General features: G+C 68.9%; 10 protein-coding genes. 9 read left to right on the top strand and 1 reads right to left on the bottom strand.

Annotated elements, in window-relative coordinates; all coding sequences use genetic code 11:
• Positions 1 to 10: 10 nt before the first annotated feature.
• The 8 genes from AC0QTQ_RS13525 (at position 11) to AC0QTQ_RS13490 (ending at position 9,499) form a co-directional block, all read left to right on the top strand.
• Positions 11 to 781 carry an SDR family NAD(P)-dependent oxidoreductase gene (locus AC0QTQ_RS13525; RefSeq protein WP_480257007.1) on the top strand — a complete coding sequence of 257 codons (771 nt, stop codon included), beginning with the start codon at positions 11 to 13 and terminating at the stop codon, positions 779 to 781.
• A gap of 9 nt (positions 782 to 790) precedes the next feature.
• Positions 791 to 1,573 carry a 2-ketocyclohexanecarboxyl-CoA hydrolase gene (gene badI / locus AC0QTQ_RS13520; RefSeq protein ID WP_121534975.1) on the top strand — a complete coding sequence of 261 codons (783 nt, stop codon included), beginning with the start codon at positions 791 to 793 and terminating at the stop codon, positions 1,571 to 1,573.
• 87 nt (positions 1,574 to 1,660) lie between these two features.
• Positions 1,661 to 2,821 (top strand): cyclohexanecarboxyl-CoA dehydrogenase, encoded by a 1,161-nt coding sequence (gene aliB / locus AC0QTQ_RS13515; protein WP_480257006.1) that lies wholly within the window; start codon positions 1,661 to 1,663, stop codon positions 2,819 to 2,821.
• 26 nt (positions 2,822 to 2,847) lie between these two features.
• On the top strand, positions 2,848 to 4,512 hold the full coding sequence (gene aliA / locus AC0QTQ_RS13510) for a cyclohexanecarboxylate-CoA ligase (protein ID WP_480257005.1): 1,665 nt from the start codon (positions 2,848 to 2,850) through the stop codon (positions 4,510 to 4,512).
• A gap of 49 nt (positions 4,513 to 4,561) precedes the next feature.
• Positions 4,562 to 6,622, top strand: a complete 2,061-nt coding sequence (locus AC0QTQ_RS13505) for a 3-hydroxyacyl-CoA dehydrogenase NAD-binding domain-containing protein (RefSeq protein WP_480257004.1) — start codon at positions 4,562 to 4,564, stop codon at positions 6,620 to 6,622.
• The gene (pcaF, locus tag AC0QTQ_RS13500) at positions 6,619 to 7,821 is read left to right on the top strand and encodes a 3-oxoadipyl-CoA thiolase (protein ID WP_480257003.1); all 1,203 of its coding nucleotides are present in this window, start codon (positions 6,619 to 6,621) and stop codon (positions 7,819 to 7,821) included. Before AC0QTQ_RS13505 ends, pcaF begins: the two co-directional genes overlap by 4 nt.
• An 11-nt stretch (positions 7,822 to 7,832) precedes the next feature.
• Positions 7,833 to 8,591 (top strand): electron transfer flavoprotein subunit beta/FixA family protein, encoded by a 759-nt coding sequence (locus AC0QTQ_RS13495; protein WP_480257002.1) that lies wholly within the window; start codon positions 7,833 to 7,835, stop codon positions 8,589 to 8,591.
• Positions 8,591 to 9,499 (top strand): electron transfer flavoprotein subunit alpha/FixB family protein, encoded by a 909-nt coding sequence (locus tag AC0QTQ_RS13490; RefSeq protein ID WP_480257001.1) that lies wholly within the window; start codon positions 8,591 to 8,593, stop codon positions 9,497 to 9,499. Before AC0QTQ_RS13495 ends, AC0QTQ_RS13490 begins: the two co-directional genes overlap by 1 nt.
• 150 nt (positions 9,500 to 9,649) lie before the next feature.
• Here the strand turns inward: AC0QTQ_RS13490 and AC0QTQ_RS13485 are convergent, their stop codons facing one another.
• Positions 9,650 to 10,585, bottom strand: a complete 936-nt coding sequence (locus AC0QTQ_RS13485) for an AraC family transcriptional regulator (protein ID WP_480257000.1) — start codon at positions 10,583 to 10,585, stop codon at positions 9,650 to 9,652.
• A 290-nt stretch (positions 10,586 to 10,875) separates the two neighbouring features.
• Between AC0QTQ_RS13485 and AC0QTQ_RS13480 the strand changes: the two genes are divergently transcribed.
• Positions 10,876 to 12,255: an APC family permease gene (locus tag AC0QTQ_RS13480; RefSeq protein WP_240664708.1), complete on the top strand. Its 1,380-nt coding sequence runs from the start codon at positions 10,876 to 10,878 to the stop codon at positions 12,253 to 12,255.
• The last annotated feature ends 81 nt before the right edge of the window (positions 12,256 to 12,336 follow it).

The raw sequence follows: 12,336 nt of genomic DNA, 5'->3' as shown, positions 1-12,336 counted from the left end.
GGAGAACATCTTGCGTGGTCTGAAAGGGAAAGTTGTTGTCGTAACGGGTGGGGGCGGCGGCATCGGCTCGGCGACCTGCCGGCGCTTTGCGGAAGAGGGCAGCCGCGTCATCGTCGCCGATATCAGCGCGGCGGCCGCGGCGGCCGCGGTCGAGGCGATCACCGCGCAGGGCGGCGAGGCCACGGCGATGGTCGTCGACCTGACCGATTACGCGGCGACCTGCGCCGCGGTGGCCAGGGTCGAGGCCGAGTTCGGCCCGATCGACGTGCTGGTGAACAACGCGGGCTGGGATCTCTTCGTGCCCTTCCTGAAGTCGGAACCCGACTACTGGTCGAAGATCATCGACATCAACCTGCGCGCGGTGCTGAACATCACCAAGCCCGTGCTGCTGTCGATGGTCGAGCGCAAGGCGGGCGGCAAGGTTGTCTCGATCGGGTCCGACGCGGGCCGCGGCGGCTCCTCGGGCGAGAGCGTCTATTCCGCCTGCAAGGCCGGCGTCATCGCGCTGATGAAGACGCTCGCGCGTGAACATTCGCGCCACGGCATCACCTTCAACACCGTCTGCCCCGGCGTGACCGAGACCGGCATGCTCGAAAACTTCATGGAAGCGGCGGGTGACAAGGAAAAGCTGCGCGTGGCCTTCGCCAAGGCGGTGCCGATGGGGCGGCTTGGCAAGCCCGAGGATCTGCCCGGCGCGATCCTGTTCCTGGCGAGCGACGACGCCGCCTTCATCACCGGCCAGACCATCTCGGTGTCTGGCGGCCTGACCATGCACGGCTGAGGACGACCGATGACCTACGAAGATATCCTCTATGAAATCCGCGGCGGCGCCGCCTGGATCACCATCAACCGCGCCGACAAATACAACGCCTTCCGCGGCCAGACCGTCGACGAGCTGATCCACGCCTTCCAGACCGCGGGCTGGGATCGCAAGGTGGGCGTGATCGTGCTCACCGGCGCGGGCGACAAGGCCTTCTGCACCGGCGGCGACCAGTCGGCGCATGACGGGCAGTATGACGGGCGCGGCGTGATCGGCCTGCCGATCGACGAGCTGCAGAGCCTCATCCGCGACGTGCCGAAGCCGGTGATCGCGCGGGTGAACGGCTTCGCCATCGGCGGCGGCAACGTGCTCGCCACGATCTGCGACCTGACGATCGCCTCCGAGAAGGCGCAGTTCGGTCAGGTCGGGCCCAAGGTCGGCTCGGTCGATCCGGGCTTCGGCACCGCCTACCTCGCCCGTGTCGTCGGCGAGAAGCGGGCGCGCGAGATCTGGTATCTGAACAAGCGCTACACTGCCGCCGAGGCGCTGGCCTGGGGGCTCGCGAATGCCGTCGTGCCGCATGACGAGCTTGACGCCGAGGTCGACCGCTGGGTGGCCGAGCTGATGGACCGCTCGCCGACCGCGCTGGCGCTCGCCAAGGTCAGCTTCAACGCCGACAGCGAGAACATCCGCGGGATCTCGGCCCTGGGGATGCGCGCGCTCAGCCTCTATTACGATACCGACGAGAGCAAGGAAGGCGGCGTCGCCTTCCGCGAGAAGCGCAAGCCCGACTTCCGCAAGTTCGGCAAGTGACGACGCGCCGCGCCCTCGGGGGAGGGCGCGGGCCGGCGGGTCCGGTCTGAGGGGGCCGGACCCGTCCCATGCTTGAGGAGGAAAGCGATGTACCCCACGATCTTCGACACCGAGGAACTGACCGCGCTGCGGGAGATGGCGCGCAAGTTCGCCAGCGAGAAACTCGCCCCCGGCTACAAGGCGCGCGAAAAGGCCGGCGCCTTCGGCCCCGACATCCTGCGCGAGATGGGCAGCCTTGGCCTGATCGCCCCGGAACTGCCCGAGGAGCTGGGCGGGCTTGGCGCCGGCTCGATCTATTCGGGCGTCATCATCGAGGAAATCGCCCGCGCCGATTTCAACATGGGCTACATCAACATCCTCGCCTCGCTGAACGGCCAGATCCTGGCGCGCTTCGGCAATGACGAGATCAAGCGCGACTGGCTGCCGAAGCTGACCGCGGGCGAGTTGATGGTGGCGATCGCGCTGACCGAGCCGCGCGGCGGTTCCGATGCGGCGAACCTCGGGCTGAAGATGGAGCGGGTGGGTGACCATTACGTGCTGAACGGCGAGAAGACCTCGATCTCGGCCGCCGATCAGGCGAAGGGCGCGGTGGTCTTTGCCCGCACCGGCCAGCCCGAGGACCGCGCCCGAGGCATCTCGGCGATCTTCGTGCCGATGGACACGCCCGGGATCTCGACCACGCGGTTCTCCGACCTCGGCCAGCACGCGATCGGCCGCGGCTCGATCTTCTTCGACAATGTCCGGGTGCCGGCGGCGAACCTGCTGGGCGAGGAGGGCAAGGGCTTTGTCCAGGTGATGCAGGGCTTCGATTTCTCGCGCTCGCTCATTGGCCTGCAATGCCTCGGCACGGCGCGGCAATCGCTGGACGAGGCCTGGGCCTATATCGGCGAGCGCCACGCCTTCGGCAAGCCGCTTGCCGCGTTCCAGGGCATCACCCACCAGCTCGCCGATTTCGATACCAAGGTCGAGGCGGCGCGGCTGATGTGCCTCAATGCGCTCTGGCTCAAGGACACCGGCCGGCCGCATGTGGCCGAGGCGGCGATGGCGAAATGGTGGCCGCCGCTGCTGGCTTATGAGGCGATCCATGCCTGCCTTCTGATCCACGGCCATGCCGCCTATTCCGACGAGCTGCCCTTCGAGCAGCGGCTGCGCGACGTGCTGGGCCTGCAGATCGGCGACGGCACTGCGCATATCATGAAGAACATCATCGCCCGCGAGCGGGCGGGCCGGGCCGCGGTGGCGGGCTGAGCCGGGTCTTTGGGGAGGAAGACACGATGAAATTCGACGCGATCCTGATCGAACCGAGACGCGAGGCGATGGAGACGGCGGGCTTCTGGCCCGGCAAGACGCTTCTCGACTATTTCGAGGCCTGCCTTGCGGCAGAGCCCGACGTCCGCGCGCTGACCGCGATCACCGTGACCGAGGGCGGGCGGCGCGACTTCACCTGGGCCGAGCTTGACGCGCTGTCGTGGCGCGCGGCGGCGGGGCTCGACCGGCTGGGGCTGGGCAAGGACGACGTGCTGGCCTGCCAGCTGTCGAACTCGTGGGAGTTCATCGTCCTCTACATCGCCTGCCGAAAGCTCGGCATCGTGTTCAACCCGGTGATGCCGATCTTCCGCGAGCACGAGCTTCTGTTCATGCTGCGCCATGGCGAGGCGAAGGCTTTCGTCGTGCCGAAGATCTTCCGCCATTTCGACCACGAGGCGATGGCCGAGGGCATGCGCCCCGACCTGCCCGAGCTCGAGCACCTGATCGTCGCGGGCGGCGAGGGGCCGAACAGCTTCGAGGCGCTTCTGCTCGACCCGGCGCTTGTCGTCGATGACGCGCTGCGCGCGCGTTCGGCCGAGATGCGCGGCGATGCGAATGACGTGTGCCAGCTGATCTACACCTCGGGCACGACGGGCGAGCCGAAGGGCGTGATGCACACGGCGAACACGATGTATTCGAACCTTGTCGCCTATGCGGCGCGGCTGGGTCTGGGCGCGCAGGACCGGATCCTGATGGCCTCGCCGATGGCGCACCAGACCGGCTTCATGTATGGCTTCCTGCTGCCGGTGATGCTCGGCGCGCGGATGGTGCTGATGGACAGCTGGGACAAGGATCTCGGCGCGCGGCTGATCGCCTCCGAGGGCGTCACCTTCACCATGGCCTCGACCCCGTTCCTGATGGACCTTGCGACCGCGGTCGAGGCGGGCGGCGCCGACATGTCGAGCCTGCGCATCTTCCTGTGCGCCGGCACCGCGATCCCCGGACCGCTGGTCGAGCGCGCCCATGCGATCCTTGGTGCCAAGGTGATCTCCGCCTGGGGGATGACCGAGAACGGCGCGGTCACCGTGGTGGCGCCCACCGACCCCGACGAGCGCTCGGTGCATACCGACGGCTTCGTGCTGCCGGGGATGGAGATCCAGATCCGCGGCGCGGATGGTGTGCCGGTGCCCGTGGGCCACGAGGGCGAGCTTTACGTCCGCGGCTGCTCGAACTTCGTGGGCTATCTGAAGCGGCCGCAGTGGAATGCCACGGACGAAAACGGCTGGTTCGACACCGGCGACATCGCGCGGATGGATGCCGAGGGCTATATCCGGATCTGCGGCCGTTCGAAGGACGTCATCATCCGCGGCGCGGAGAATATCCCGGTCGTCGAGGTCGAGGCGCTGCTCTACAAGCACCCGGCCGTGCATCAGGTCGCCATCGTCGCCTATCCCGACGAGCGCCTGGGCGAGCGCGCCTGCGCCTTCATCGTGCCGAAACCGGGGCAGAGCCTTGATTTCGCCGGCATGATCGCCTTCCTCGAGGGGCAGCATCTGGCGAAGCAATACTTCCCCGAGCGGCTCGAAGTTCGCGAGAAGCTGCCCGCGACCGCCTCGGGCAAGATCCAGAAATTCGCGCTGCGCAATGCGCTGAAGGCCGAATACGAGGCAAGCCGCGCGGCGATGACCTGAGCGGGGGGCCTCGCGCCCCCCCAAATCCCAGACTGTCCGAGAGGTTCCCATGACCGATCCGGTGCGCTTCACCGCGCGGCGCGGCATTGCGCGCATCACCATCGACAACCCGCCCGTCAATGTCACCGCGCAGCCGGTGCGCGCCGGGCTGAGTGCGGCGCTTGATGCTGCGCTGGCGGCGGGCGTTTCCCGCGTGGTGCTCACGGGCGCCGGGCGGGCCTTCGTCGCCGGCGCCGATGCGAAGGAATTCGATGCGGCCCCGGTCGCGCCGCATCTGCCCGATCTGGTGGCGCGGATCGCCGCCTTTCCGGTGCCGGTGATCGCCGCGATCAATGGCGCGGCGCTGGGCGGCGGGCTGGAACTGGCGCTGGCCTGTGCCGCCCGCGTGGCGGGGCCCGGCGCGACGCTCGGCCTGCCCGAGGTGACGCTCGGTGTGGTGCCGGGCGCCGGCGGCACGCAGCGCCTGCCGCGGCTTGTGGGCCTTGCCCCGGCGCTCGCGCTGATTTCCGAGGGCCGGGTGATCGGTGCCGCCGAGGCGCTGCGCCTCGGCCTCGTCGATGCGCTGGCGGACGACCCGGTCGCCGCAGCGGAAACCCTCGCGCTGCCCGCACGCCCCTTGCCCGATGCGCTGCCCGCCCCGGCCGCCGACCCGGCGGCGGTCGAGGCCGCGCTGGCGCAGGCGGCGAAACGTGCGAAAGGGCAGGTGGCGCCCGGCCTTGCGATCGACCTCGTCGCCGCCTCGGCCACGCTTCCGCTCGCCGAGGGGCTGGCGTGCGAGCGCGAGACCTTCCTGAGCCTGAAGACCTCCGATCAGGCCGCCGCACTGCGCCATGTCTTCTTTGCCGAGCGCGCGGCGCTTGCCCGCGGCCGCGCGGGCGGCGCGGCGATTGACACCGCCGTCGTCGTCGGCGGCGGCACGATGGGCGCGGCGATCGCCTATGCACTCGCGGGCGTCGGCATCTCGGTCGCGCTCGTGGAAACCGATGCGGCCGGGGCGGAACGGGCGCGGGCGAATGTCGCCACGCTCTACGCCGAGGCCGTAGCGCGCGGCAAATCCTCCCCCGAGGCGGCCGAGGCCGCCCAGGCCGCGCGCCACTCCTACCATGTGGGCTATGCCGATCTGCCCCCCGCCGATATTGCGATCGAGGCGGTGTTCGAAGATCTTGCGGTGAAGAAACAGGTCTTCGCCGCGCTCGATGCCGCACTGCCCGAAACCGCGATCCTGGCGACGAACACCTCCTATCTGAACCCCGACCGCATCGCCGAGGGGCTGCGCAACCCGGGCCGCTTCCTCGGGCTGCATTTCTTCTCGCCCGCCCATGTGATGAAGCTGGTCGAGGTGATCCGCGCCGCCACGACCACGCCCGAGACGCTCGCCACCGTGCTGCGGCTCACCGCGCGGCTCAGGAAAATCGCGGTGCCGGCGGGGGGCTGCGACGGCTTCATCGGCAACCGCATCCTCACCCGTTACCGCCAGATCTGCGACGTGATGCTGATCGAGGGCGCGCTGCCCGCGCAGGTCGATGCCGCGCTGCGCGGTTTCGGCATGGCGATGGGGCCCTATGAGGTGCAGGATCTCTCTGGCCTCGACATCGCCCATGCGAACCGCAAGCGCATGGGATGGAAGACGAAACCCGGCATCCGCTACATCCCGATCGCCGATCGCATCGTCGAGGAGACCGGCCGGCTTGGCCGCAAGACGGGTGCCGGCTGGTATGATTACGAGGGGGCCAAGCCCGTGCCCTCCGCCGCGATCAACCAGATCGTCACCTCGGAAAGCGCGCGCGCGGGGATCACCCGTCGCCCCTTCAGCGATGACGAGATCGTCGCGCGCGCGATCACCGCGATGATCGAGGAGGGCGCGCGTCTCCTCGAGGAGGGCATCGCCGAAAGCCCGTCCGACATCGATCTCGTGCTGGTGCATGGCTATGGCTTCCCGCGCTGGCGCGGCGGCCCGATGCACTATGCCGAACGGCTGGGCCTGCCCGGGATTCGCGCCCGGATCGAGACCTTCGCCGCCGAGGACCCGCTTTCCTGGGCGCTGCCCGACATCCTGCGCCGCGCGGCCGAGACCGGGCGCAGCCTCTCCGACCTTGCGAGGACACCATGACCGACGCCTTCATCTGCGACTATATCCGCACGCCCATCGGCCGCTATGGCGGGGCGCTTGCCCCGGTGCGCACCGACGATCTGGCGGCGATTCCGCTCGCTGCACTGCTTGCCCGCAACCCCGGCCTCGATCCGGCGGCGGTCGAGGAGGTCTGGATGGGCTGCGCCAATCAGGCGGGCGAGGACAACCGCAACGTGGCGCGCATGGCGCTTCTGCTCGCGGGCCTGCCCGAGACGGTGCCGGGCGTCACGGTGAACCGGCTCTGCGGCTCGGGGCTCGAGGCGGTGGCGGCGGCGGCGCGCGCGGTGCAGGCGGGCGACATGGAGCTGGCGATCGCGGCGGGCGTCGAAAGCATGACCCGCGCCCCCTTCGTGATGCCAAAATCCTCTACCCCCTGGGGGCGGGCGGCGGAGGTGCATGACACCACGATCGGCTGGCGCTTCGTCAACCCGAAGATGCAGGCGGCTTACGGCACCGACTCGATGCCGGAAACCGCGCAGAACCTTGCCGATGAACACGGCATCTCGCGCGCCGATCAGGATGCCTTCGCGCTGCGCTCGCAGGTGCTGACGGCCGCGGCACAGGCAAACGGGCGCCTTGCGGCCGAGATCGTGCCGGTCACCGTGGCCCTCGGCCGTGGCAAGGCGGTCGAGGTGGTGCAGGACGAACACCCGCGCGCCACCACGCTCGAGGATCTCGCGCGCCTCAGGCCGATCACCCGGCCCGATGGCTCGGTCACGGCCGGCAATGCCAGCGGCGTGAACGATGGCGCCGCGGCGCTGATCGTGGCCTCGGCCGCGGCCGCCAAACGCCATGGCCTGACCCCGATCGCGCGGGTGGTCGGCGCCGCCGCGGCCGGTGTCGCGCCGCGGGTGATGGGCTATGGCCCGGTGCCCGCGGTGCGCAAGCTTCTGGCCAACGCCGGGATCGGGCTCGACGCGCTCGATGTGATCGAGCTGAACGAGGCCTTCGCCGCGCAGGCGCTTGCCGTCACCCGCGGCCTCGGCCTTGCCGATGGCGATCCGCGGGTGAACCCGAATGGCGGCGCGATCGCGCTTGGCCATCCGCTCGGCATGTCGGGGACGCGCATCGCAGGGTCGGTGGCGCTCGAGCTTGCGCGGGGGGGCGGCCGCTACGGTCTGGCCACGATGTGCGTCGGCGTCGGCCAGGGCGCCGCGCTGCTTCTGGAACGTGTCTGAAGGAGAGAGACATGAAGGTTCTCGTCCCGGTCAAGCGGGTGATTGATTACAACGTCAAGGTGCGGGTGCGTCCCGATGGCACGGGGGTCGATCTTGCGAACGTGAAGATGTCGATGAACCCCTTCGACGAGATCGCGGTCGAGGAAGCGATCCGCCTGAAGGAAAAGGGCGTCGCCTCGGAAATCGTGGTGGTCTCGGTGGGCGTGAAGCAGGCACAGGAGACGCTGCGCACGGCCCTCGCCATGGGCGCGGACCGCGCGATCCTGGTGGTGGCCGCCGATGACGTGCATCAGGACATCGAGCCGCTCGCGGTGGCGAAGATCCTCGCCAAGGTCGCGGCGGACGAACAGCCCGGCCTGATCATCGCCGGCAAGCAGGCGATCGACAACGACATGAACGCGACCGGGCAGATGCTCGCCGCGCTTCTGGGCTGGAGCCAGGCGACCTTCGCCTCGGAAGTGGCGATCGAGGGCGACAAGGCCAAGGTCACCCGCGAGGTCGACGGCGGGTTGCAGACGATCGAGGTGAAGCTGCCGGCGATCGTCACCGCCGACCTGCGGCTCAACGAGCCGCGCTATGCCTCGCTGCCGAACATCATGAAGGCGAAGAAGAAGCCGCTCGAGGAGAAGACCGCCGCCGACTATGGCGTCGACGTCACGCCGCGGCTCACGGTGGTCAAGACCGCCGAGCCCGCGGGCCGCTCGGCCGGCATCAAGGTCGGTTCGGTCGACGAGCTGATCGGCAAACTCAAAGACGCGGGGGTGATCTGATGTCGGTTCTTCTGATTGCGGAAGCAAGCAGCCTCGACGCGACGGCGAAGGCGCTGACGGCGGCGAAGAAGCTCGGCCCGGTGACGGTTCTGCTCGCCGGCGCGGGCGTCGATGCGGCCCCCTTCGCGGCGCTTGACGGTGTGGCGAAGGTGCTGGTCGCCGAGGACGCGGCCTATGCCCATGGGCTGGCCGAGCCGCTCGCCGATCTCGTCGTCTCGCTCGCGGGTGGCGTCAGCCATATCGTCGCGCCCTCGACGGCAGCGGCGAAGAATGCGCTGCCGCGGATCGCGGCGCTGCTCGACGTGATGGTGCTCTCGGATGTCATCGGCGTCGTCGACGCCGACACCTTCGAGCGCCCGATCTATGCCGGCAACGCGATCCAGACGGTGAAGTCCTCGGACAAGGTCAAGGTGATGACCGTGCGCACGACCGCCTTCGAGGCGGCGGGTGCGGGCGGCTCGGCGCCGATCGAGGCCGCCGCCCCGGCGGGCGACAAGGGTCTCAGCTCCTGGGTCGAGGACAAGGTGGCGACCTCGGATCGCCCCGAGCTCACCTCGGCGAAGATCGTCGTCTCGGGCGGCCGCGGCGTCGGTTCGGAAGAGAATTTCGCGATCATCGAGGCGCTCGCCGACAAGCTCGGCGCGGCGGTCGGGGCCTCGCGCGCGGCGGTCGACTCGGGCTTTGCGCCGAACGACTGGCAGGTCGGCCAGACCGGCAAGGTCGTGGCGCCGGAGCTCTATGTCGCCTGCGGCATCTCGGGCGCGATCCAGCACCTTGCGGGGATGAAGGACAGCAAGATCATCGTCGCGATCAACAAGGACGAAGAGGCGCCGATCTTCCAGGTCGCCGATTTCGGTCTGGTCGCCGATCTGTTCCAGGCCGTCCCGGAAATGACCGCGAAGCTCTGACCCCATCGGGTGGGGGCGCTGCCCCGCCGAGGCAATGCCTCGGCCCCCGAGGTATTTGCGGCAAGATGAAGACAAAGGGCGCTCCGATCGGGGCGCCCTTGCCTTTTCCTGGTGCGAATTCTCCGGGGGTGAGGCGAAGCCGAGGGGGGCTCACCCCCGCCCCTTGGGCGGTGTGCGCAGCCGGCTCGGGCTTTCGCCGGTCCAGCGCCGCCAGGCGCGCCAGAAGGCGGTGCCGTCGGCATAGCCGAGCGCGGTCGCCACCGCCTCGATGCTCATGCCATGCTCGCGCAGCAGGGTCTCGGCCCGGGCGCGGCGCACTTCGGCCAGCAATCCGCTCAGGCTTTCGCCCTCGTCCGCCAGTCGCCGCTGCAGGCTGCGCGGCGCGATCCGCATGGCGGCGGCGATCGTCTCGAGCGTCACCGGCCGCACGCCGAGATGCAGCCCGATCAGCGCCGTCACCTGCTCGCGCACTGAGCCCGCGTGATGCGCCTCGCCGACCAGATCGCCCAGATGCCGCTCGATCAGCGCGATCATGTCGGCATCCTCGGTCCGGTGCGGCCGGTCTGCCTCGGCGGCGGCCATGACGATCGCGTTCGCGCCCTGCGAGAACAGCACCGGCGCGCCGAACATCCGCGCGAGTGTCAGCGCCCCCGGACCCTCGGGATGGGCGAAATGCACCTCCTCCGGGCGCCAGCGGGTGTCGAAGCCGGTGCGGATCAGGGTGCAGATCCCGGCGAGGGTGAATTCGCTGTCCTGCCGGCACGGGCGGGACTGCGGCGCGCTGATCATGTAGCGCAGCACCAGATGCGCGCCGTCATCCTCGAGGCTGACCTGCGTGCCGCTTTGCAAGGCCCCGGACCAGCGCGCCAGCGCCGCAAGCCCGCGCCGGATCGTCGCCGACTGCACCGCGCGCAGCCCGATCGGCGCGAGCGTGCCCGGCCGCATGCCGAAGCCGAGCCGCGCGCCAAGCAACGGGTCGCCCGCCAGCTCGGCCGCCTGTTCGAAGATGTCGAGATAGGCGGCGAGGGGAATCGGGGTGTAGAGGTCGTCGAAGATCTCGGCCGAGAGCCCGTTGCGATGGAGCAAAATTCCCATTCTGCTCAAATCGTTATCAAAGTACGCGAAAATCGGCTCAAGAATTAGGGCCCGGACGGACGTGATTTTCGGCAGCGGCGCGTTGGACGGCGGCATTGGCGCGGTTTCTCCGTTCGAAACGGCCATTTGGCGTGAAGTATCGGATTTCTGGCGCAAGATGCAATGGTCTCGGGCCGGAGGCGGCAGGGTAACTCGTCCTTAAATGACATAACGCTGACAGGGATGATCACCAGATGGACAATCAGACAGGCGCAAATCGTCTGCAGGGAAATTCGATCGGCTTGACCCATATCGTGTTCTTCGTGGTCGCGGCGGCGGCGCCGATGACCGCGGTGGTGGGGGCGACGCCGCCGGCCTTTGCCTTCGGCAATGGCGCAGGCGTGCCGGGCGCCTTCATCCTGTCGGGCATCCTCTACCTGCTGTTCTCGGTGGGCTTCACCGCGATGACGCGGCACGTGACCGGGGCAGGGGCGTTTTACGCCTATATCTCGCGTGGGCTTGGCAGCGGTGCGGGGATCGGCGGCGCGCTGATGGCGCTGCTCGCCTATTTCGCGATCCAGATCGGCATCTATGCGCTCTTCGCGGTGTTCATGGCGGGGGCGATGGAAAGCCTGGGCGTCTCGCTGCCGTGGTGGGTGTGGTCGCTGGCGGTGCTGGCCGTCGTCGTGCTTTTCGGGCGGCGCAACATCGCGATCTCGGGCCGCATCCTCGGCCTGTGCATGATTGCCGAGCTGGTGATCTTGCTGCTTCTCGACATCGCGATCGTGATGCACGGCGGCGCCGAGGGGCTGAGCCTTGCGGGTTTCCGCCCCTCCGAGGTCTTCGGCCCCGGGCTTGGCGTCACCATGGTCTTCGTTCTGGGCGCCTATGTCGGCTTCGAGGCCACCGCGATCTTCGGTGAGGAAGCCTGCGATCCCGACCGCACCATTCCGCGCGCGACCTATGTCGCGGTGCTGCTGATCACCGCCTTCTATGCGGTCTCGACCTGGGCGATCGTGCAGTTCTACGGCCCGGCCGCGGTGACGGGCGCGGCGACCGAGAACCTCGACGGTTTCTACTTCGCCGCCGCCGAGACGATGCTTGGCCACTGGTCGGTGCAGGTGATGAACGTGCTGCTGCTGACCAGCCTCTTTGCCTGCCTGCTCTCCTTCCACAACACGCTCAACCGCTATTTCTATGCGCTCGGCCACGAGGGGCTGGCATGGAAGTCGCTCTCGGCGGTGCATGAGACGCATGGCTCGCCGCATGTCGCGGGGCTGGTGCAGGCGGGGCTCGTGGCGCTGATCATCCTGGGCTTCGGCCTCTCGGGTGCCGATCCCTACACCCTCGTCTTCTCTTGGATGTCGGGGCTTGCGGTGCTGGGCATCCTGGCGGTGCAGGTGCTGGTCTCGGTCGCGGTGATCGTCTTCTTCCGCCGCACCGCGCATCAGCGCTCGGTCCTCACCGTTCTCGTGGCGCCGGTGCTGGCCACGGCGGGGCTCGTCGGAGCGTTCCTCCTCGTCTCCTCGAACCTCACCCTGCTCACCGGCTCGGAAAACCCGATCGTGCTCGCCTTCCCCGAGATCGTGATCGCCACCGGCGCCTGCGGGCTGCTGTTCGCCGCCTGGATCAAGCGCACCCGGCCCGAGCAATTCGCCCGCCTCGGCCGCGCCTTCGACTGACCTTTCCCCCTGCCGCGACGATCCGTTGGTGCTCCCGGTGCGGGCGGCGCGCGGCAGGGCTCACCCTTTCTGCAAGCAGTG

The sequence above is a fragment of the Paenirhodobacter sp. YD-8 genome, assembly GCF_056590935.1.
The sequence above is the reverse complement of the archived record's forward strand: the minus strand, read 5'-3'. Positions and strand labels throughout refer to the sequence as shown.

Coding starts and splice junctions, on each gene's coding strand:
- AC0QTQ_RS13490 (WP_480257001.1), top strand. CDS start 8,591: ATGTCGGTTCTTCTGATTGCGGAAGCAAGCAGCCTCGACGCGACGGCG.
- AC0QTQ_RS13505 (WP_480257004.1), top strand. CDS start 4,562: ATGACCGATCCGGTGCGCTTCACCGCGCGGCGCGGCATTGCGCGCATC.
- aliA (WP_480257005.1), top strand. CDS start 2,848: ATGAAATTCGACGCGATCCTGATCGAACCGAGACGCGAGGCGATGGAG.
- pcaF (WP_480257003.1), top strand. CDS start 6,619: ATGACCGACGCCTTCATCTGCGACTATATCCGCACGCCCATCGGCCGC.
- aliB (WP_480257006.1), top strand. CDS start 1,661: ATGTACCCCACGATCTTCGACACCGAGGAACTGACCGCGCTGCGGGAG.
- AC0QTQ_RS13495 (WP_480257002.1), top strand. CDS start 7,833: ATGAAGGTTCTCGTCCCGGTCAAGCGGGTGATTGATTACAACGTCAAG.
- badI (WP_121534975.1), top strand. CDS start 791: ATGACCTACGAAGATATCCTCTATGAAATCCGCGGCGGCGCCGCCTGG.